General features: G+C 69.5%; 18 protein-coding genes and 1 pseudogene. 8 read left to right on the forward strand and 11 right to left on the reverse strand.

Features of this window, described 5'->3' with window-relative positions; all coding sequences use genetic code 11:
- Positions 1-4 precede the first annotated feature (4 nt).
- The gene (locus tag BM070_RS01335; RefSeq protein ID WP_092936820.1) at positions 5-1,354 is read left to right on the forward strand and encodes an MATE family efflux transporter; all 1,350 of its coding nucleotides are present in this window, start codon (positions 5-7) and stop codon (positions 1,352-1,354) included.
- Between the two features lie 162 nt (positions 1,355-1,516).
- Here the strand turns inward: BM070_RS01335 and phoR are convergent, their stop codons facing one another.
- From phoR to pstS, 7 genes are all read right to left on the reverse strand, one after another.
- Positions 1,517-2,887 carry a phosphate regulon sensor histidine kinase PhoR gene (gene phoR / locus BM070_RS01340; RefSeq protein ID WP_092936822.1) on the reverse strand — a complete coding sequence of 457 codons (1,371 nt, stop codon included), beginning with the start codon at positions 2,885-2,887 and terminating at the stop codon, positions 1,517-1,519.
- A 149-nt stretch (positions 2,888-3,036) separates the two neighbouring features.
- Entirely contained in the window at positions 3,037-3,744 is a 708-nt protein-coding gene (gene phoB, locus BM070_RS01345) for a phosphate regulon transcriptional regulator PhoB (RefSeq protein WP_092936824.1), read from the reverse strand.
- Between the two features lie 16 nt (positions 3,745-3,760).
- A complete protein-coding gene (gene phoU / locus BM070_RS01350) occupies positions 3,761-4,462 on the reverse strand; it encodes a phosphate signaling complex protein PhoU (protein WP_092937292.1) in 702 nt (233 codons plus the stop codon).
- A gap of 82 nt (positions 4,463-4,544) precedes the next feature.
- On the reverse strand, positions 4,545-5,327 hold the full coding sequence (gene pstB / locus BM070_RS01355) for a phosphate ABC transporter ATP-binding protein PstB (RefSeq protein WP_092936826.1): 783 nt from the start codon (positions 5,325-5,327) through the stop codon (positions 4,545-4,547).
- Between the two features lie 27 nt (positions 5,328-5,354).
- On the reverse strand, positions 5,355-6,239 hold the full coding sequence (pstA, locus tag BM070_RS01360) for a phosphate ABC transporter permease PstA (RefSeq protein WP_092937294.1): 885 nt from the start codon (positions 6,237-6,239) through the stop codon (positions 5,355-5,357).
- Positions 6,240-6,241: 2 nt separating this feature from the next.
- The gene (gene pstC / locus BM070_RS01365) at positions 6,242-7,213 is read right to left on the reverse strand and encodes a phosphate ABC transporter permease PstC (RefSeq protein WP_175518386.1); all 972 of its coding nucleotides are present in this window, start codon (positions 7,211-7,213) and stop codon (positions 6,242-6,244) included.
- A gap of 121 nt (positions 7,214-7,334) precedes the next feature.
- Complete coding sequence (pstS, locus tag BM070_RS01370) at positions 7,335-8,375, reverse strand: phosphate ABC transporter substrate-binding protein PstS (RefSeq protein ID WP_092936830.1); 1,041 nt, start codon at positions 8,373-8,375, stop codon at positions 7,335-7,337.
- A 382-nt stretch (positions 8,376-8,757) separates the two neighbouring features.
- Here pstS and BM070_RS01375 point away from each other — a divergent pair, with 382 nt between their 5' ends.
- Both BM070_RS01375 and BM070_RS01380 read left to right on the forward strand, forming a co-directional pair.
- Positions 8,758-10,239, forward strand: a complete 1,482-nt coding sequence (locus BM070_RS01375) for a Ppx/GppA phosphatase family protein (RefSeq protein WP_092936832.1) — start codon at positions 8,758-8,760, stop codon at positions 10,237-10,239.
- Between the two features lie 64 nt (positions 10,240-10,303).
- Positions 10,304-10,864: a hypothetical protein gene (locus tag BM070_RS01380; RefSeq protein ID WP_092936834.1), complete on the forward strand. Its 561-nt coding sequence runs from the start codon at positions 10,304-10,306 to the stop codon at positions 10,862-10,864.
- A 102-nt stretch (positions 10,865-10,966) separates the two neighbouring features.
- On the opposite strand, the gene BM070_RS01385 is transcribed toward BM070_RS01380, so the two are convergent.
- From BM070_RS01385 to BM070_RS01395, 3 genes are all read right to left on the reverse strand, one after another.
- Positions 10,967-11,431, reverse strand: coding sequence for a SixA phosphatase family protein (locus BM070_RS01385; protein WP_175518397.1), 465 nt, complete (start codon positions 11,429-11,431; stop codon positions 10,967-10,969).
- A complete protein-coding gene (gene ppk1 / locus BM070_RS01390; RefSeq protein WP_092936838.1) occupies positions 11,428-13,647 on the reverse strand; it encodes a polyphosphate kinase 1 in 2,220 nt (739 codons plus the stop codon). The genes BM070_RS01385 and ppk1 overlap by 4 nt, the downstream gene beginning before the upstream one ends.
- 324 nt (positions 13,648-13,971) lie before the next feature.
- The gene (locus tag BM070_RS01395; protein WP_092936840.1) at positions 13,972-14,808 is read right to left on the reverse strand and encodes a GNAT family N-acetyltransferase; all 837 of its coding nucleotides are present in this window, start codon (positions 14,806-14,808) and stop codon (positions 13,972-13,974) included.
- A gap of 145 nt (positions 14,809-14,953) precedes the next feature.
- Between BM070_RS01395 and BM070_RS01400 the strand changes: the two genes are divergently transcribed.
- Positions 14,954-15,820: a pseudouridine synthase gene (locus tag BM070_RS01400; RefSeq protein ID WP_434803155.1), complete on the forward strand. Its 867-nt coding sequence runs from the start codon at positions 14,954-14,956 to the stop codon at positions 15,818-15,820.
- 214 nt (positions 15,821-16,034) lie between these two features.
- On the opposite strand, the pseudogene soxR reads toward BM070_RS01400, so the two are convergent.
- Positions 16,035-16,493 (reverse strand): annotated as a pseudogene (gene soxR / locus BM070_RS01405) (redox-sensitive transcriptional activator SoxR); the annotation flags it as partial.
- Between the two features lie 143 nt (positions 16,494-16,636).
- Here soxR and BM070_RS01410 point away from each other — a divergent pair.
- The 4 genes from BM070_RS01410 to BM070_RS01425 all read left to right on the forward strand — a co-directional run bounded on the left by BM070_RS01410 (position 16,637) and on the right by BM070_RS01425 (position 21,177).
- Positions 16,637-17,092, forward strand: coding sequence for a RidA family protein (locus tag BM070_RS01410; RefSeq protein WP_092936846.1), 456 nt, complete (start codon positions 16,637-16,639; stop codon positions 17,090-17,092).
- Between the two features lie 50 nt (positions 17,093-17,142).
- Positions 17,143-18,387, forward strand: a complete 1,245-nt coding sequence (locus BM070_RS01415) for an MFS transporter (RefSeq protein WP_092936848.1) — start codon at positions 17,143-17,145, stop codon at positions 18,385-18,387.
- 153 nt (positions 18,388-18,540) lie between these two features.
- Positions 18,541-19,050: a hypothetical protein gene (locus tag BM070_RS25315; protein ID WP_353615599.1), complete on the forward strand. Its 510-nt coding sequence runs from the start codon at positions 18,541-18,543 to the stop codon at positions 19,048-19,050.
- 171 nt (positions 19,051-19,221) lie between these two features.
- Entirely contained in the window at positions 19,222-21,177 is a 1,956-nt protein-coding gene (locus BM070_RS01425) for a hypothetical protein (RefSeq protein WP_139222752.1), read from the forward strand.
- Positions 21,178-21,239 lie beyond the last annotated feature (62 nt).

The following is a 21,239-nucleotide window of genomic DNA, read 5'->3' on the forward strand; positions in this document are numbered from 1 at the left end:
ACCGATGCCTTCCGAACGCACCACGGTCTTGCGCCACGCCGGCACCGTGCTGGCCGGCCAGCTGGCGGTCATGGCCTTCGGCGTGACCGACACCATCGTCGCCGGCCGCCACTCCGAAGGCGCGCTCGCCGCGCTGTCGATCGGCTCGGCCGTGTTCATCAGCGTCTATGTGGCGCTCATGGGCGTGCTGCAGGCCCTGCTGCCGGTCTGGGCCGAGCAGCGCGGCGCGCACATGTCTTCCGCCATCGGCGTGAGCGTGCGCCAGGCGCTCTATCTGTGGCTGATCGTGACCGCGCTGGGCATGGCCGCGCTGCTGGCACCGGGCGCCCTGCTGCGCTGGACGCAGGTGCCCGAGGCGCTGCGCGGCCAGGTCGAGACCTATCTGCGCATCCTGGCCTTCGGGCTGCCGCCCGCGCTGCTGTTCCGCATCTACAGCACGCTGAACCAGGCCCTGGGCAAGCCCCAGCTGGTCACCTGGCTGCAGGTGGGCTCGCTGGCACTGAAGGTGCCGCTTTCCATCGGCTTCGCCTTCGGCGCCTTCGGGCTGCCGGCACAGGGCGCCGCGGGCTGCGCCTGGGCGACGCTGGTGGTGAACTACGCGCTGCTGGCCGTGGGCGTCTGGATGCTGCGCACGCGCTCCATGTACGCCCCGCTGGCGCTGTGGCGGCCGATGGAAAGACCCGATCTCGCGCAGCTGGCGCGGTTCGCGCGGCTGGGCGTTCCGGCGGGCCTGTCGATACTGGTGGAGGTGACCTCGTTCTCGCTGGTGGCGCTCTTCGTCGCGCGCCAGGGCACGCTGTCGTCCGCGGCCCACCAGATCGCCTCCAACCTGGGCGCCGTGTTCTACATGGTGCCGCTGTCGCTCGCCATCGCCACCAGCGCGCGCGTGAGCTTCTGGCGCGGCGCGGGCGACGAAGCCCGGGCGCGCAGCATCGCCTGGATGGGTTTCAGGCTCGCAGCCCTGATGGGGATTGCGCTGGCAGCTACATTGTTCATAGCAAGAGAGGCCATTGCGGGCCTCTATTCGAACAACCTGCAGATCGTCGCGCTGGCCGCGGCGATCCTGCCGCTGGTGGCCGCCTACCACCTCGCGGACGCGCTGCAGACGCTCTGCATCTTCGTGCTGCGCAGCTACCACATCACCATCGCGCCGCTGGTGATCTACTGCCTGCTGCTCTGGGGCGGCGGGATGGCCTGCGGCTACCTGCTGGCCTACCACGGCCTGGCCGGCTGGGGCCCGTATGGCGACACGCCCGCGCCCTTCTGGGCCGCCAGCGCGATGGCGCTGGGCGTCACGGCGCTGGCCTTCGCCGGCATGCTGTGGAGAGCATTGCGCCCGTCACGGGCTGCTTGACCGCGCTCCTCGCCTGAGACCGAAGGCCAAGGCGAAGGCGAAGGCAAAAGACTCAGCCCACCCTCAAGGCGACCGCCGCGCCAACGAGCCTGGACACCGGACGGGGATCAGAGCGCAGCGGCCGCGCCCGCAACCCAGCCGCGATGCGCGGCGCCCCGCCCCTCAGGCCGCCATATCCATCGGCGGCGCCACCTCGGCGCGTGCGACGGGCTGCAGGCGGCTGGCGGGAAAGGTCACGGAAAAGACCGAGCCCTTGCCGAGGACGCTGGAGATGTTCAATGCCGCGCCATGGCGCTGCACCACGTGCTTGACGATGGCCAGACCCAGCCCGGTGCCGCCGGTCTCGCGCGAGCGGCTGCGGTCCACGCGATAGAAGCGTTCGGTGAGGCGGGGAATGTGCTTGGCCTCGATGCCCGGCCCGGTGTCGGTCACCGCGAAGCAGCCGCGCCCGTCGCTGAGCCGCTCCCAGGTCACGCGGATGCTGCCGCCCAGGGGCGTGTAGCGCACGGCGTTGTTGACCAGATTCGACAGAGCGCTCTGCAGCTCCACGGCCGAGCCGGCGATCATTCCGGCCTCGCGCAGCTGCTGCGCGTCGGGGAAGGTGATGGCGTGTTCGCGCGACTGGCCGCTGCCCAGCACCGACGACAGCGCCCGGCCCTCATCCTCGCAGCGGCGCAGCAGCGCCTCCATGGGCATCCAGTCGTGCATGCCGGGCAAGGGGCTGCCCTCCAGGCGCGAGAGGGTCAGGAGGTCCTGCACCACGCTCTGCATGCGGGCGGCCTGCTGGGCCATCATGCCCAGATAGCGCTCGCGCTCGTCTTCCGAGAGGCGCAGCGTCTGCAGCGTCTCGACGAAGCCGGTCAGCACCGTGAGCGGCGTGCGGATCTCGTGCGACACGTTGGCCACGAAGTCGCGCCGCATGGCTTCGGCCTGCTCCAGCGCCGTCACGTCGCGCGAGAGCAGCAGCTTGCGCCCGTCGCCGTAGGGGTGCAGATGCACCGAGATGCGCACCGGCCGCGAGGCCGTGCTCTCGCGGCCCTGCAGGGCCACGCCGTGCGAGAAGTCGTGGCCCGCGTAGTAGGCCGTGAAGTCGGGGTCGCGCACCAGGTTGCCGATGGTCTGCAGCATGTCGCGATCGACGTCGAAGCCCAGGTGCGAGGCGGCGGTCTGGTTGCACCACTCGATGCGGCCCTGCGCATCCAGCAGCACCACGCCGTTGGGCGACGCCTGCAGCGCCTCCAGGATCTCGGCGGTGCGGCGCTCGCTGCTCTGGATCTGCTGGTCGCGCAGGCGCAGCACGCGGCGCGCGCGATCGGCGACCTCGCCCCAGCTGCCGCGCAGCCTCGGGGCGCGATCGAGTTCGCCATTGCGCAGCCAGGCCAGCACCTGGATGCTGCGCCACCAGTCCCAGGCGAAACAGATCCAGGCCGCGATGGCGGCGCCGAACAGCGCCCCCAGTTCCCCCCCCTGCCACCAGCCCAGGCCAGCCCCCGAGAGTTGGCACAGCAGAAATAGGACGAATCTCGAAAGCATGGCGGGACTATGGGGCGAATGATGAAAAAGACGAAACGTGCAGGCGGAGCGGCTCAAACGGCGCAGCCCCGCGAGGGGCTGCCGAAATGCCTTTCAGGCGCAGGCCCGGGCCACGCTGCACCGCCGCAGGCGGCCCGGCAGCAGCGGCCTCAGGCGCGCATCAGCCGCTGGGGCTGCGCGGTCAGCCGGTAGCCCGCGCCGCGCACGGTCTCCACCATCGCGCCCGCGGCGCCCAGCGCTTCGCGCAGGCGTTTGACATGCACGTCCACCGTTCGTTCCTCGATGAAGACATGGTCGCCCCACACCTTGTCGAGCAGCTGCGCACGGCTGTGGACGCGCTCGGAGTGCGTCATGAGGTAGTGCAGCAGCTTGAACTCGGTCGGCCCGACCTTGATCGGCTGGCCCTGGTAGGTCACGCGGTAGGTGGCCGCATCCAGCACCAGCTCGGCGATGGTCACGCTCTCGCCGGCCTGCTCCGGCGCACGGCGGCGCAGCACCGCGCGGATGCGGGCCAGCAGCTCCTGCGTGGAAAAGGGCTTGGTGATGTAGTCGTCCGCGCCGGCATCCAGCCCGGCGACCTTGTCGGGCTCGTCGCCGCGCGCGGTCAGCATCAGGATGGGGATGGGCTTGGTGCGGCTGTCGGCGCGCCATTTGCGGGCCAGCTGCAGGCCGCTCTGGCCGGGGAGCATCCAGTCCAGCAGGATGACGTCGGGCAGCACGGCGTCGAGCTCGCGCTGGGCCGATTCGCCATCTTCCGCCCAGATGGGCGAGAAGCCGTTGTGGCGCAGGTTCACGGCGATGAGCTCGGCGATCGCCGACTCATCTTCCACGATCAACACCCGGGGTAGTTTCTTCATGCGATGCCTCAGGCTTTCACAGCACGGTCGATTCGATCTCGTCGAGCGTGGTGTGGCGCACGTCCTTGCCCTTGACGAGATAGATGATCAGTTCCGCCACGTTCTTGGAATGGTCGCCGATGCGCTCGATGGCCTTGGCCAGGAACAGCAGGTCCAGGCTGGCGGAAATGGTACGCGGGTCTTCCATCATGTAGGTGATGAGCTTGCGCACGAAGCCGTCGAACTCCTGGTCGATCAGGTCGTCTTCCTTGAGGATGGCGACCGCCGCCTTGGTGTCCAGCCGGGCGAAGGCGTCCAGCGCCTTGCGCAGCAGGCCCGAGGCCAGATCGGCGGCCACGCGCAGGTCGGTCGTGGGCAGGGAGCGGGCGGCGCCGCTCTCGATGATGGACTTGACCATGCGCGCCATCTTGGTGGCTTCGTCGCCCATGCGCTCCAGGTTGGCCGTGGCCTTGGAGAAGGCGATCAGCAGGCGCAGGTCGCGTGCCGTGGGCTGGCGGCGGGCGATGATGGAGGAGAGCTCATGGTCGATCTCGACCTCCAGGGCGTTCACGCGGACCTCGATGGATTCGACCTGCGAGGCGGATTCCACGCTGAACTGCGACAGCGCATAGACGGCCTGGCGGATCTGGGACTCGACGAGGCCGCCCAGTTCCATCACGCGTGCGGAGATGTTGTTGAGTTCGCTGTCGAACTGGGAAGAGAGGTGTTTTTCTGTCATGGCATTGCCTCCTGCCAGGCCCTGGCGGGCCGGCACATGGAAAGGGGAGCGGCACGGCCGCGCACGGCCGGCCGCATGTTCTTCAGCCGAAACGGCCGGTGATGTAGTCCTCGGTTTCCTTGCGCTGCGGCTTGAAGAACATCTGTTCCGTCTCGCCGAACTCCACCAGGTCGCCCAGGTACATGTAGGCGGTGTAGTCGCTGCAGCGTGCGGCCTGCTGCATGTTGTGGGTCACGATGACCACGGTGTAGTCGTTCTTCAGCTCGGCGATCAGCTCTTCGACCTTGGCGGTGGAGATCGGGTCCAGCGCGGAGCACGGCTCGTCGAGCAGCAGCACTTCGGGCTTGATGGCGATGCCGCGGGCGATGCACAGACGCTGCTGCTGGCCGCCGGACAGGCCCGAGCCGCTCTGGCCCAGCTTGTCCTTGACTTCGTTCCACAGCGCCGCCTTGCGCAGCGCCCATTCCACGCGGTCGTCCATGTCGGTGGCGTTCAGGCTCTCGAACAGCTTCACGCCGAAGGCGATGTTGTCGTAGATGGACATCGGGAACGGCGTGGGCTTCTGGAACACCATGCCGACCTTGGCACGGATCAGGGCCACGTCCTGCTTGCTGGTCAGCAGGTTCTCGCCGTCCAGCACGATCTGGCCTTCGGCGCGCTGCTCGGGATAGAGCTCGAACATGCGGTTGAAGGTGCGCAGCAGCGTGGACTTGCCGCAGCCCGACGGGCCGATGAAGGCCGTGACCTTGTTCTCGGGGATGTCGAGGTTGATGCCCTTGAGGGCGTGGAACTTGCCGTAGTAGAAGTTCAGGTCACGCACCGTGATCTTGGACGCGACGGGCGGAGCATTTTTTTGGAGAGGCATGATGTCTTTTCCCTGAAATGGGCTGCTTTATTTTTGGCGCGTCAGCACACGGGCCAGGATGTTGAGGCCGAGGACCGCGACGGTGATCAGGAACACGCCGGCCCAGGCCAGCTGTTGCCAGTTCTCGTAGGGGCTCATGGCGAACTTGAAGATCGTCACGGGCAGGCTGGCCATGGGCTTGGACAGGTCGGCATTCCAGAACTGGTTGTTCAGCGCGGTGAAGAGCAGCGGCGCGGTTTCGCCGGCGATGCGGGCCACGGCCAGCAGCACGCCGGTGATCACGCCGGCACGGGCGGCGCGCAGCGTCACCATGATGATGACCTTCCACTTGGGCGTGCCCAGGGCGTAGGCGGCCTCGCGCAGGCTGGAGGGCACGAGCGTCAGCATGTTCTCGGTGGTGCGGATCACCACGGGGATCACGATGAGCGCGAGCGCCAGGATGCCGGCGTAGGCCGAGAAGCTCTTGAACTGCGCCACGACCACCGTATAGACGAACAGGCCGATCACGATGCTGGGCGCCGACAGCAGGATGTCGTTGACGAAGCGGGTGGCCGACGCGAGCCAGCTTTGCGTTTCGTATTCCGCCAGATAGACGCCCGCCATGATGCCGATGGGCGTGCCCACGAAGGTCGCCAGCAGCACCATCACGAACGAGCCGAAGATGGCGTTGGAGATGCCGCCGATCTCGTTGGGCGGAGGCGTCATCTGCGTGAACAGGGCGATGCTCATGCCGCCCAGGCCCAGGCGCACGGTCTCCCAGAGGATCCAGACCAGCCAGAACACGCCGAACACCATCGCGACGAGCGACAGCGTGAGGGCGATCTGGTTCAGGCGCTTGCGGGTGTTGTAGCGGCCCTGGCGCACCTTCTGCAGCTCGGCTGCGGAGATGAGTTGTTGCGAAGTGGTGCTCATGTTCACGACCGTGCTCCTTCACTCTTCTTCAGGCGCGACAGCAGCACCTTGGACAGGGCCAGCACGACGAAGGTGATGAAGAACAGCACCAGGCCCAGATAGATCAGCGATGCCTGGTGCAGGCCTTCGCCGGCTTCGGCGAATTCGTTGGCCAGCGCCGACGTGATGCTGTTGGCCGCCTCGAAGATCGAGAGTGAGTTGAGCTGGTTCATGTTGCCGATCACGAAGGTGACGGCCATGGTCTCGCCCAGTGCACGGCCCAGGCCGAGCATGACGCCGCCCAGCACGCCGGTCTTGGTGTAGGGCAGAACGACCTTCCACACCACTTCCCAGGTGGTGGAGCCCAGGCCGTAGGCCGATTCCTTGAGCAGCGCGGGCGTGACTTCGAACACGTCGCGCATCACCGCCGCGATGAACGGGATGATCATGATGGCCAGGATGATGCCGGCCGACAGGATGCCGATGCCGACCGGGGGGCCCGACACGAACGCGCCCAGGTAGGGCACGCCCGAGAGGAGCGACTGCAGCGGCTGCTGCACGTAGGTGGCCAGGATGGGGCCGAACACCATCAGGCCCCACATGCCATAGACGATGGAAGGCACCGCCGCCAGCAGTTCAATGGCCGTGCCCAGCGGGCGCTTGAGCCAGGCCGGGGACAGCTCCGTCAGGAAGAGCGCGATGCCGAAGCTGACCGGCACGGCGATCAGCAAGGCGATGAAGGACGTGGCCAGCGTGCCGTAGATCATGACCAGGCCGCCGTATTCCTCCTGCACCGGGTCCCAGACGCTGCTCGTCAGAAAGCCCAGGCCGTACTTCTCGATGGCGGGCCAGGCGCCCACCACCAGCGAGGCGAGGATGCCGAGCAGGAGGGCGAGCGTCAGCAACGCAGCGCCGCGCGCCAGCAGACCGAAGATACGGTCGGCCAGCACGCCGGAGATCAGGGGGGAGCGGGATGGAGGAGTCGTCCGTGACATACCGGACACCCCCTCCCGGGACGTCGTCTGTTGGACAGGCATCGTAGTGGACACGTCTGGGCCTTGTTGTGTGGGATAGGACAAAGAAGGCCCGCCGAAGCGGGCCCTTTGCATTCGGGATTTACTTCAGCGAGACCGGCTTGCCGGAAGTGTCCTTGATCTCACCCCAGGACTTCATGATCACGCTCTTGACGGTGTCGGGCATGGGCACGTAGTCCAGGTCGATCGCCGTCTTGTCGCCGTGCTGGTAGGCCCACTCGAAGAACTTCAGCGAGGTGGTGGCCTGGGCAGGCTTGTCCTGCACCTTCTGCATCACGATGAAGGTGGCGCCGGTGATGGGCCAGGAGGCCTTGCCGGGCTGGTTCGTCAGGATCTGGTAGAAGCTCTTGGCCCAGTCGGCGCCGGCGGCAGCGGCCTTGAAGGCGTCGTCGTCAGGAGAGACGAAGGCGCCATCGGCGTTCTGCAGCTGCACGTAGGTCAGCTTGTTCTGCTTGACGTAGGCGTACTCGACGTAGCCGATCGAGTTGGGCAGGCGGCCGACGAAGGCGGCGACGCCTTCGTTGCCCTTGCCACCCGCACCGGTGGGCCAGTTCACGGCCGTGCCTTCGCCGACCTTGCTCTTCCACTCGGCGTTCACCTTGCTCAGGTAGTTCGTGAAGATGAAGCTGGTGCCCGAGCCGTCGGCGCGGCGCACGGGGGCGATGGCTGCGTCGGGCAGGTTCACGCCGGCGTTCAGCGCCTTGATGGCCGGATCGTTCCAGTGGGTGATCTTGCCCAGGTAGATGTCGCCCAGGACCTGGCCGGTCAGCTTGATCTGGCCGGGCTGGATGCCCTTGATGTTGACCACGGGCACCACGCCGCCGATCACGGTGGGGAACTGCACCAGGCCCTTCTTGACCAGGTCTTCGTCCTTGACGGGAGCGTCGGAAGCGCCGAAGTCCACCGTCTTCGCCTCGATCTGACGCAGGCCGGCGCCGGAACCGACGGACTGGTAGTTGATCTTCACGCCCGTGGCCTTGTTGTAGTCAGCGGCCCACTTGGAATACAGGGGAGCCGGAAAGCTGGCACCGGCGCCGGTGGCTTCCTGCTGGGCGTAGGCGCCAGAGAAGGCGCCAGCCGCCACGACACCAGCAACCAGGACACGAATCGCAGACAGTTTCATGAAGAGACCTCTTGGGTTGGAAAAATCAATGCCGCGACTCTATGGCTGCTTTGTGACACAAGGATGACAAACAAAGCCCTCGTCACAGAGGGAGCCCCCCCTGGAAGATGACACGGAACCGTCATAAAGCTGTCGTGTTAGCTGCTTAGTCTTCGGGCATGGCAGTTGTGTGAAAGCCCCCTTTTCCGCAACCTGCGCCCCTCCCTCTCGCCATGCCCGGCCCAAGGCCACCTCCCCCACTCCACCGCAGCAAGGGTCAGCAACGATGAGCGTCGTCACCACCGGCAGGCCGCCCGCGCGCAGGAAGGCGGACGCCGCCCGGAACAGCCCGGAGCTGGTGCTATGCTGGCCCGACAAAAGAAACAGCGCTCTGCGCCTACCCATGCAAGACGGAACATTGCTCGCGGCTGTGGATTTGGGATCCAACAGCTTTCGCCTCGAAATCGGCCGCTTCGAGCACGGCCACATCCAACGGGTGGAATACCTGAAGGAGACGGTGCGCCAAGGCAACGGACTGGACGAGAATCGGAACCTCTCCCCGGCCGCCATGCAGCGCGGCTGGGACTGCCTCGCGCGCTTCGCCGAGCGGCTTGCCAACTTCGCCCCGGCCCATGTGCGCGTGGTCGCCACGCAGACCCTGCGCGAGGCGCGCAACCGTGACGTCTTCATCCAGCGCGGCAACGAGATCCTGGGCCACGCCATCGACGTGATCTCCGGCCCGGAGGAAGCGCGCCTCATCTACCAGGGCGTGGCGCATCTGCTGCCGCAGTCCGACGAACGCCGCCTGGTGGTGGACATCGGCGGCCGCTCGACCGAGCTGATCCTCGGCCAGCAGTTCACGCCCTCCGCCGTCGCCTCCTTCCGCGTGGGCAGCGTCGCCTGGTCCACCCGGTACTTCCCGGAAGGGCAGTTCACCGCACAGGCCTTCATGATGGCCGAGATCGCCGCCAAGGCCGTGCTCGACGAAGCGCTCGGCGTGTACCGGCGCGACGCGTGGGACGTGGCCTATGGCTCCTCGGGAACGGCCGGCGCCATCGGCGAGATCCTCGCCACGGTGCCCGGCAACACGCCCGGCCTCATCACCCGCCAGGGCCTGGACTGGCTGCTGGCCCAGCTGCTGCAGGCGCGCAGCGCCGACCGCATCCGCATGGAAGGGCTGAAGGAAGACCGGCGCGCCGTCATCGGCGGCGGCATCAGCGTGCTGCGCGCGGTGTTCGACCTGCTGGGCATCGAGCAGATGCACGTGGCGCAGGGCGCGCTGCGCCAGGGCGCCCTCTACGACCTGCTCGACCGCGAACAGCCGGCGACGGACCTGCGCTCTTCCACCGTGCGAGGGCTGATGCAGCGCTTCAGCGTGGACACCTCCCACGCCGAACGCGTCGCCCGCGTGGCCACCCGCCTCTTCGACGCCGCCGCACCCGCGGGCAGCGACAAGGAAGTGCGCGAGCTCGACTGGGCCGCGCACCTGCACGAAGTGGGCTGCCGCATCTCGCATACCGACTACCACCGGCACGGGGCCTACATCCTCGAACACACCGACGCCGCCGGCTTCGCCATGTCGGAGCTCTACCGCCTCGGCCTGCTGGTGCTGGGCCATCGCGGCAAGGTGCGCAAGCTCGAAGCCGATCTGGACGATGCCTCCTTCGCGCTGCAGCTGATGTGCTTCCGGGTGGCCGTGGGCCTGTGCCATGCGCGCCGCGATCCGGACATCGAAGGCCTGACCCTGCATCTGGAGAGCAACCGCTGCGTGGTGCGCTCGCGCCCCGGCTGGGCCGCGAGCTATCCGCAGTCGGCCCACCTGCTGCGCGACGAAGCCATCGCCTGGCAGAAGACGCCTTGGGAGTTCGTCGCCGAACTGGGCTGAGAACGGTAGCAGACCGATGTAAACGGTATAAACTGTTTACATCGTTTTCTGCAACACTGCTTCCATGACCACCATTTCGAACGACTCCGTTTCCACCACCGCTCCCGCACCGGCCCCGGCCGCCGAAGTCACGGCCGCCGCCGCACCGGCGCCCGCAGCCGTCAAGGCCAGCCCCGCCAAGCCCGCAGCGAAGCCGGCCAAGGCCGCCGTCAAGCCCGTGGCCGCCGCCGTGGCTGCGGTCGTCGCAGCCCCTGCCAAGAAGGCAGCGCCCGCCAAGCGCGGCACCGCCGTGAAGGCCAAGGCCGCCGCCGCGCCGGCACCCGCCGCAGAAAAGGCGGCCAAGACGAAGAAGCCCAAGATGGTGCGCGACAGCTTCACGATCCCGAAGGACGAGTACGCCGTCATCGAAAGCCTGAAACAGCGCAGCGGCAAGCTGTCGCAGACGGCCAAGAAGAGCGAGCTGCTGCGCGCCGGCCTGAAGCTGCTCTCCGGCCTCTCGGATGCTGCCCTGCTGCAAGCCCTGCAGGCCGTTCCCTCCATCAAGACCGGCCGCCCGAAGGCCGACGACAAGGCTGCTGCCGAAGCCGCCCCGGCCGCCAAGCGCGCCAAGGCCGCACGCAAGTAATTGCCAAACCCTGCAGGCCCTGCGTCCGGGCCTGCACAGGGCACCCGGCTGGGTGCCCTGCCCCTCCCAGCCGTTGGGAGGCACAGGCGCTCTGCGAGCGGCCTACAGAAACTCCGGCGACTGCACCGCCATCAGCACGGTTTCTTCCGTTTCCAGCCGCTGGCGATGGCGCAGCCACCACACGGCCCCCTTGCGGATCGCGCAGTCGCTGGCCTGCAGCGCCAGCAGATGGGCCACGACCTGCCCCAGCATGGGCTGATGGCCCACCACCAGCACCGCACCACGCGACCGGGGCCACTGCACCAGTTCCAGCAACTCCGCAGGTGAACCGCCGGGCAGCAGCTCGGCGCGCAGCTTGTATTTGCGGCCCAGTGCGCGGGCGGTCTGCTCGGTCCGCTTGGCCGGGCTGGCGAGCACGCGCAGGCCTTCCGGCAGCTGCCGGTCGAGCCAGCCGGCCATGCGGGCCGCCTGCTTCTCGCCCCGGCTCGTCAGCGCGCGCTCCAGGTCGTCGCCCCCATCGGCCGCCTCTTCGGCCTCGGCGTGGCGCCACAGGATGAGATCCATCAGGGCGTTCCGTTGCGGCCGGCGGTGGCCACGACCTGCGGGCCGTAGCGCAGGGTGAGCGCCATCTGCGCGCCGCGGCCGTCCAGGGGACGCGGAGCGCGCTGGTAGCGTCCGTCGGGCTGCAGGGTCCAGGCGTCGCGGTCGTCGTGCAGGTAGGCCACCAGGCACTCGTCGATGATGCGCTGGCGCAGCTTGGCATCGGTCACGGGCCAGGCCAGTTCCACGCGGCGCAGCATGTTGCGGTTCATCCAGTCGGCGCTGGAGAGATAGAGCTCTTCCTTCGCGCCGCCGCGGAAATAGAACACGCGCGTGTGCTCCAGGAAGCGTCCGATGACCGAGCGCACGCGGATGTTGTCCGTCACGCCGGGCACCTGGGCAGGCAGCATGCAGGCGCCGCGCACGATGAGGTCGATGCGCGCGCCACTCTGGCCGGCGCGCACCAGTGCCTGGATCAGCGCATCGTCGGTGAGCGCGTTCATCTTGGCGACGATGCGGGCGTCTTCCCCGCGGGCTGCGGCGGCGCCCACGGCGTCGATGCAGGCGATCATGGAGCGCTGCAGATGGAACGGCGCCATCACCAGCCGCTTGAGCTTGGGCAGCGGGTTCTGGCTGGCCAGGTGGTCGAACACCGCATCCATGTCGGCGGTGATCTGCGGGTCGGCCGTGAGGTAGCTCAGGTCGGTGTACAGGCGCGCGGTGCGCCGGTTGTAGTTGCCGGTGGAGAGGTGGCCGTAGCGCCGCAGGTTGCGGCCTTCGCGGCGCGTCACCAGCATCATCTTGGCGTGGGTCTTGAGGCCGACCACGCCATAGACCACCTGCGCGCCGATGGATTCCAGCGCCTCGGCCCAGTTGATGTTGGCCTCTTCGTCGAAGCGGGCCTTGAGCTCGACCACGGCCATCACTTCCTTGCCCCGGCGCACGGCCTCGCGCAGCAGGTCCATCATCTCGGAGTCGGAACCCGTGCGATAGATGGTCTGCTTGATGACCAGCACGTCCGGGTCGTTGACGGCCTCGCGCAGGAACGCGAGCACACCGTCGAAGCTCTCGAACGGCTGGTGGATCAGCACGTCGCGCTTGCGCATCTGCGACAGGATGGAGACGCCCTGCGGCAGCTGCGCCGGCCAGGCCGAGCGCCATGGCGGGAACATGAGCGAGGGATCGTTGACCAGATCGACCAGCTGCGAGAGCCGCACCAGGTTCACGGGCCCGTGCACGCGGTAGAGCGCGGCGGCGGGCAGGCCGAACTGCGACTGCAGGAAGTCGGAGAGAAAGCGCGAGCAGCCGGCCGAGACTTCGAGCCGCACGGCCTGGCCGTAATGGCGGTGCTGCAGGCCCTGGCGCAGCGCGGTGCGCAGGTTGCGCACGTCGTCCTCGTCCACCGCCAGATCGGAGTGGCGGGTGACGCGGAACTGCGAGAACTCGGACACCTCGCGGCCCGGGAACAGGTCGGCCAGATGGGTGCGGATGATGCTCGACAGGCTCACGCACTGCACGCCGGTGGGCGCCACTTCCTGCGGCAGCCGCAGCATGCGCGGCAGGATGCGCGGCACCTTGACGATGGCGATCTCGTTCTCGCGGCCGAAGGCATCGTCGCCGCGCAGGCGCACGATGAAGTTCAGCGACTTGTTGGCCACCTGCGGGAACGGGTGGGCCGGGTCCAGCCCCACCGGGATGAGCAGCGGCCGCACGTCGCGCATGAAGTAGTCGCGCACCCAGCGGCGCTGCGCGCCGTTGCGCTCGCCGTGCGACACCAGGCGGATGCCGACCTTGGCGAAGGCGGGCACGAGCGAGTCGTTGTAGAGCGCGTATTGCTTGGCGACCAGATCGTGGGCATCGGCCGCCAGCGCCTCGAACGAATCGACGCTGTACGGGCCCTTGGTCTCGCCGCTGCAGGCGGCGGTGAGGTGCGCGGCCGCGCGCACTTCGAAGAACTCGTCGAGGTTGGAGGAGACGATGCAGAGATAGCGCAGGCGTTCCAGCAGCGGCACGTCGGTGCGGCAGGCCCAGTCGAACACGCGGCGGTTGAAGGCGAGGATGGAGTGGTCGCGGTCCAGCAGTTCCAGCACCGGGGGCGCTACGGGTGCGGGCTCCGGCGCTGGTGCGGGAGCGGGGACGGGTTCGTCGGGAACATCCGCCGCAGAGGCGACGGGAGCGATGGGCGACGGGGCCGCAGTGGCCGCTGCATCGGCCGTCGGGCTGCCGGATTCGTCGGGCTCCATCGTGATGGGTGTGGGCCGGGACAAACTGGCAGAAGAGGGAAGAGGCATGTCAGGCAGTTCGGGAATCACGGACGGTTAACAGTATGAGACGTTTGGGTTACAGCTTGATGACAGCGACACGAAAACGTCATGAAGCACCGCTCGCGAGCGGTAAAAAAGGACGATATCGCGCAGGCGCCCATCAAGCACAGGGCCGCAAAACCCATGCCACGGGGCCGCGTGCGCGCCCGCGCGCCGGCGGCGCAATGCCTGCCCGCGCAGGCCCGCGCGCGCTGCCGGAAAGGTCCGGCAGCGTTCGCTGCACGTGCGGCGAAAACCGTCGCCTCAGGCGCCGAGGAAATGCTTGCGGTACTTGCTCGGCAGGTCGGCCAGCCGCATGAGCATGGGCAGGTCGGCGGTGTTGAAGTCCGGGTCCCAGGCCGGTGCGCCCAGCACGCGGGCACCCAGGCGCAGATAGCCCTTGATGAGCGCGGGGGGCTCGATGTCCAGCGAGCCGTCGAGCTGCTCGACCGGCAGGGCCAGGCGCGGCAGCACGTGGTATTCGATGGGCGCCATGTGGGTCTGGCGCAGCTGCTGCCAGATGCTGGCCGCCGCGTCGCCGCCGACCACGCCGTTGTGCAGCATGGGGATGCTGGCGCAGCCGATCATGGTGTCGAGCTGGTTGCGCACCATGAAGTCGGCGAGCGCGCCCCAGAGGGCCAGGATCACGCCGCCGTGGCGATGCTCGGGGTGGACGCAGCTGCGGCCCAGCTCGACCATGCGCGAGCGCAGCGTGCGCAGGCGGGTCAGGTCGAACTCAGTGTCGCTGTAGGTGCCGCCCACGCGCCGGGCCTGTGCCGGCGTCAGCACGCGGTAGGTGCCAATCACCTGTTGCGTGTCTGCATCGCGGACCAGCAGATGCTCACAATAGTCATCGAACAGGTCCACGTCGTGCTGTGGCAGCGGCGTATTCAGCCGAGCGCCCATTTCGGATGCGAAGACGGAAAAGCGCAGGCGCTGCGCCTCGCGCACTTCGTCTAGATGGCGCGCCCACGCCACCGCAATCCCGCCGCGCGCCTGCGCAGCCCCGCCCACGCCCACTTCGCTGCCAGGGCGGTGAAGCGACCCCCGAGGCAGAGTGGCTGGGCTGAGCGCCATGGTGGGCGTGGGCAATTCGTTCATTCGGTTCTCCTGAGGTAGGAACGCAAGAAGCTGCGCCGTACGGCAAACCGCCTGCCGCACCCGTCCGGGGGCCTGTCGCAGCTGCCGCTGAACCGCAATGTGCCGGCCCGGCATGACATGTCGGTGTCCGTCGGATGAACAGAACATGACAGACAATCGGCGCCCTCCCCGCCCCATCCTCTCCCGCATGCCCGCGCTCACCATCCTCCGGCGCGACGAACACTTCGTCGCCGTCCACAAGCCGGCCGGCTGGCTCGTGCATCGCACCGGGCTGGACGCGGGCGAGACCCGCTTCGTCATGCAGACGCTGCGCGACCAGCTCGGCCAGCACGTGTATCCGGTGCACCGGCTGGACAAGGGCACCTGCGGCGTGCTGGTGATGGCGCTGCACCCGGCCGCGGCGCGGGCGCTGTCGCAGGCCTTCGAGCACCATGCCGTGCGCAAGCACTATCTGGCGCTGGTGCGCGGCTGGGCGCCCGCGCAGGTGCAGGTCGATCACGCCCTTCGCCCCGACGACGCGCCGCCCGATGCGCCCGTGCAGAGCGCCCACACCTGGCTGCGCTGCCTGGCGCGGCTGGAACTGCCCGAGTCCGCCGACCCGCGCTTCGCCACCACCCGCGCGAGCCTGGTGCATGCCGAGCCCACCACGGGCCGGCGCCACCAGATCCGCCGGCACCTCAAGCACATCGCCCACCCCATCCTGGGCGACGCCACGCACGGCAAGGGCCCGCTCAACCGCTGGTGGGCCGAGCGGCTGGGCGGGCAGCGGCTCTGGCTGCACGCCTGGCGGCTGCAGGTGCCGCATCCGGTCACCGGCGAAACGCTGGTGCTGGACAGCGGCCTGCCCTGGCCCGGCGCGCCGCAGGACGCCGCCCGCCCGCCAACGGAAGTGCCGGACCTGCAGGACTGGCAGACGCTGTTCGCGCAGTGGCCCTGGACCTTCATGCAGGCCAGTGCGCCGGCAGATGAAGCGCTGCAGCCCGGCGGCGATGCGGCGAACCACGCCGCCTGAATGGGTCAAAAGCTATTCTTTTGATAGCTATATGCGCTTTATCCACAAGGGCTGGAGGCCATTTCGGCCGAAATGATCCGCTACCTGGCTAGGTCTTCGGCCAGATCCAGGCCGGGTGAACCACGGCCGGCTCCGAGCCGCTCTCTGCCACAACCCGCGACCTGCGGCGGGATGGTGCCCCGGGCCTGGGCTTCGCCCGCTCGGGCACCGTGGCCGGATCGAAATGCGGCCCGGGCCCGGCGCCTGCCAGCACATCCTGCGCGTTGCGCAGAGGGCATTCCTTGAGCGACAGGCAGCCGCAGCCGATGCAGCCGTCGAGCTGGTCGCGCAGCTGCGTGAGCAGGCGGATGCGTTCCTGCAGCCCCTCGCGCCATTGCGCCGACATGCGGCGCCAGTCCGCCGCCGTGGGCGTGCGGCTGGCAGGCAGCGCCTGCAGGGCCTGCGCGATCTCGGCCAGCGGCACGCCCATGCGCTGCGCCACCTTGATCACCGCCACGCGCCGCAGCACGGAGCGCGGATAGCGCCGCTGGTTGCCGGCGGTGCGCAGGCTGGCGATCAGCCCCTGGGATTCGTAGTAATGCAGCGCCGACACGGCCAGGCCGCTGCGCGCGGCAACCTCGCCCACGGACAGCTCGGGCTCTGCGGTTTTCTTTCTCGAAGGAACTGAAGACATGATGGAAAAGCAGGAAAGTACGGAGCCTGGCGACGACCACCGGGCAGCGACCAGGAACCCCGGGAACCGCGCTGGGCAGCAACGGCCACTGCGGCACCAAAAGCCGTTGACCTCAAGCCAACTTGAGGTTCGATACTAAGGCCATGCATTCCCCCTCCGCCCCCGCAGCACAGCGCCCTCTGTCCACGCTCTCCTTCCACAACCCCGCCGGCCTCTACGACCCGCGCCCCAACGGCTATTCGCATGTCGCCGTCGCCCGCCTGCCAGCGCGCATCGTCCACATCGCCGGCCAGGGCGGTGAGGATGCCGAGGGCCGGCTGGCCGACGGCTTCGACGCCCAGGTGCGGCAGGCCCTGGCCAATCTGGCCACCGCCCTGCAAGCGGCGGGCGCCCGCCCGGCCGATGTGGCACGCCTCACCGCGCTGGTGGTGGACCATTCCCAGGCGCGGCTGCAGGCCTTCTCGCAGGCCCTGCGCGCGCTCTGGGGCGATGCGCCCACGCCGGCCTGCACGCTGATTCCCGTGCCCCGTCTCGCGCTCGATGGCATGCTCTTCGAAATCGACGCCACGGCCTACCTGCCGCCCGAAGACGCGCGCTGAGCCGCGTGCCCCCGGCCCGCTCTCGACAACGCCTCAACTCCGCCTGCCCCATGACCAACCAAGCCACACCCACCGCGGGGCCCGCCCCGCTCACCACACCCGTGCTGCTGCTGATGGCATTGGCCTGCGGCCTTTGCGCCGGTGCCAACTACTACAACCAGCCGCTGCTGCACTCCATCGCGCAGCACCTGCGGGTGAGCGATTCCACCGCCGCGCTCACCGTGACGCTCGCGCAGGTGTCGTACGCCTGCGGGCTGCTGCTGCTCGTGCCGCTGGGCGACAAGCTGGAGCGGCGCCGGCTCATCGTCTCGCTGATGGTGCTGGCCTCCGCCGGCCTTTTCCTCAGCGGCTTCGCGGGCAGCTTCTGGCTGCTGGCCGTGGGCACCGTCATGACGGGGCTCTTCTCCGTGGCCGCGCAGGTGCTGGTGCCGCTGGCCGCCACGCTGGCCGCGCCCGGGCGCGGCGGGCGCGCCGTGGGCCTGGTGATGAGCGGGCTGCTGATCGGCATCCTGGCCGCCCGCAGCGTGGCCGGGCTGCTGTCGGGCCTGGGCGGCTGGAACCTCGTCTATCGCGTGGCGGGCGTGGCCACGCTGCTGGTGGCGCTGGCGCTCTGGTTCGTGCTGCCGCCGCTCACGCGCCCGCGCAATGCGCCGGGCTACCTGCAGGTGCTGCGCTCGCTGGGCACGCTGGCCGCACGCCACCCGCGCCTGCGCAGCCGGGCGCTGCTGGGCGGGCTCTCGTTCGCCTCGGTGAGCGCGCTGTTCTCCACCATGGCGCTGATGCTGGGCGGCCCCGCGCACGGCCTGGGCGATGCGCAGATCGGCCTGATCGGGCTGGCCGGCGTGGCCGGCGCGCTGATGGCCAACGTGGCCGGCCGCATGGCCGACAAGGGCTACGAGCAGTGGACCACGCGCGTGTCGGTGCTGCTGGTGCTGGTGAGCTGGCTGCCGCTCTGGCTGGGCGGCGGCAGCATCCTGTGGTTCCTGGCCGGCATGCTGCTGATCGACCTGGCGCTGCAGGGCGTGCACATCAGCAACCAGAACGTGATCTATGCGCTGGCGCCCGATGCCCGCTCGCGCCTGAACGCGGTGTACATGACCGGCTACTTCACGGGCGCGGCGGCCGGCTCGGCCATCGGCTCGCTGGCCTGGCAGCACGGCGGCTGGCCGGCCACCTGTGCCGCCGGCGCCGTCATCGCCCTGTGCAACGGCGTCGCCTGCTGGCACGACAGCCGGCTTGCACGGGCGCAGCCTGCCGCCGCAGCGGCTGCGGCGCAGTCACTATCGAAAGCATAGCTGCCGGCCCAGGCGGAGCGCGCGCGTGACAGCCATTCGGCCTCAATCTGCACTGCCGGATCGCGCGTTGTCCGACACGCGCGCCGCGCCCGCCCCGGTGTAATGGCGTCACCACAGCGCCCCCCGGCGCCCATCCACTCAAGGAGGACGCACATGAGCACATCCCATCCCACCCAACAAGGCACGATCCAGGGCGAAGTCACCTACCGCGAAGGCGACGGCATGCCGATGCCCATCCCGCAGGGCCCGGTCGAGCTGGTCCACTCGCACGACAGCGTCACGCTGAGCTGGACGGCCGACAACAACGCCGCAGGCGTGGCCGCCATGCCGCGCGACGAGTTCGACCGCTTTGCCCGCGAAGGCAAGATCCAGGTCGAAGGCGAGCCTGTCGAGGCACCGGAAGCGCCCGAGCCGCCGCAGGCCGAAGCCTCCGCGAGCGATGCGGCCCCGGCCGCCCCGGCTGAACAGCAAGCCCAGGCACAGGCACAGCCGCAAGCGCAGCAGCAGCAACAGCAGTCGGCGGCAAGCGCTGACGGCAGCCAGCCCGTGCCCGACCCGGAAACCTCGCAGGACGGCCATGCCGTCGAGCACGACTACGCCGAAGCCGCCGAGGCCAATGGCGGCGATGCGGCCGACGCGCAACCGCGTGACCGGGCGGCCTGACCCTCAGCGACCCCAGCGAGCGAAGGAGTGAGCGCCGCCGGCCCCATCGCCCCGTGCGCCCTCCCCTCACCTGCGGGGCCTTCGTGGCCCCGCCGTCACATCGGGCGGCACCCGCGCCGCCCTGCAGCCGCCCCGCCCACGCGCAGCCCATGGCACAGTGATGCCCGCTGCATGAACACCCCTCTCACGCCCCCCTCAACACCCGTGGCCGACGCGCCCCCGCGCAGCCCGCTGCCCGGCCTGCCCGCGCTGCCCGCCGACGGCACCCCGCTCGACGCGGCCAGCCTGCACCAGCTGCTGCGCGCCGCCCTGCCCGACAAGAGCCAGCACAAGGCGCAAGGCTGGTTCGGCGACACCGACTTCCTGCTGACCCGCACCCACGTGGACGAGGACGGCGACACCTACCACGACGGCCTCTTCCTCACCGTCTGGCAGCAGTGGGATTTCTGGGTCGCCGACGCGCCGCCGCCCACCCATGCCAGCGTGCTACGCGCCGTGGCCGCCCACGCCAGCGGCTGGCTGCTGCGCCGGCCCGCGGCCCGGGGCGGCTTCACCCAGCTCTACCGCCGCCATGGCGCAGACACGGGCGGCGACGCCCACTGGCGCCCGCTGCCCGAGGGCCCCGGTACCGACGGCGACGAATCTGCCGCCCTCGCCGCCTGCCAGCAGGCCTGGCAGGGCCTGCTCGGCTACTGGCGCAAGGCGCTGGCCCAGCGGCAGCTGCGCTATCCGCTGCGCGATCGGCTGATCTCCGAATGGACGGCCGAGCGCATCGAGCTGCTGGCCCTGCTGCCCCGCTTCGCGCAGCAGGCAAAGGGCGGGCGCTGGGCGGCGCTGCAGGGCCAGTGGCAAGGGCCGCTCTGGATCGGCACCCGCCCGCCCCAGCCCCCCGCCGCGCCCGGCCTGCGGCGCCTGGGCCCGCAGGAAGGCGCGGCCTTGCGCCTGGGCTGGCGCACCTCCGCAGGCACGGCCAGCGGCGGCGATCCGGCGAATGCGGGCGACAGCGACGATGGCGACCACGAGGAATCCGTCGCCTGCTATCAGCTGGAGGTCGCAGCCGGCCGCGAGCCGACGCACGCCGGCTCGGACGCCAGGCTGCGCATCACCTACGCCCAGCGCTGGACCGATGCCCGCGAGCCCCTGCCGCCCGAGGCGGTCGATCACACCGAACACCTGCTGCAGCTGCTGGCCCAGGCCGAGACGCATCTGCAGCGCACCCATGCGCCCGGCACTGGCGACGACGGCCTGGGCCGCGAGCCGAATGCCGATGCCGATGCCGATGCCGATGCCGATGCAGCCCCATGGTCCCACGCCCTGCAATGGCTGGCGCACGACCATCCTCTTCCATCACCCGAGGAAGAAGAGGCCCACCTCGCCCCGGCGCCGCCCCACGCCCCCTGGCTGGCCCTGTCGCACGCCTGGCAGACGGCAGGCCGCGCCCGGGCCGCACGGCAGCGCCGCGGCCTGCCGGCAGGCGCAGACCCGCGCGCGCTGCATGCGGAGCGGGTGCTGGCCCTGGCCCGCATGATCGGCACCGCAGGCGATGGCGATGGCGACATGGCCGCCAGCTTTCACCGGCGCTTCGCCTATGCGCCCGGCTGCTATGCGGAGCAGGCCGCCACGCGCGGCCGGCGCGTAGGGCCGGTGGTGTGGCTGCCGGGCGCGGGCGGGCTCATCGCCGCCGGTGTGGCGGCAGCTGCCGGCACGGCGGATCTCCAGTGGATGGGGTTCGATCTGCAAGGCACGGCCCGCCGCGTGCCGCTGTCGCCCGCGCAGATCGAGGCCGCCGAGGCGATGGCCGCCGCCACGGAAGATGGCGCAGATGGTCCGGTGCAGGCCTGCGGCCCCGGATGGATGGTGTCCGGCGACGCGCACGGCATGCTGCAGGCGCGAGACGAAGCGGCCGGCCGGCCGCTCTGGCAGCACCGCGTGTCCACCACGGCAGTCACCGGGCTGGCCGTGTCGCCCGACGGGCGCACCGTGGTGGCCGGCACCGCCGGGGGCGAGCTGGCCGTGCTGCGCAAATCCGGCGGCCCCGATCCGTTCGCGGAAGGCGATTCGCGCTATGTGGAAGCGGTGCGCTGGCTGTTCTGGAACGGCGAGTCGGAGGCGGGAATCCGGTGGTGACCGAAAAAAGCCGCTCCGCCATGCGGGCCGCAGCGCGCCTGCCCGGGCCTGCGGCCGGGAGC

The sequence above is a fragment of the Paracidovorax wautersii genome (assembly GCF_900113035.1).
Taxonomy (GTDB): Bacteria; Pseudomonadota; Gammaproteobacteria; order Burkholderiales; family Burkholderiaceae_C; genus Paracidovorax; species Paracidovorax wautersii.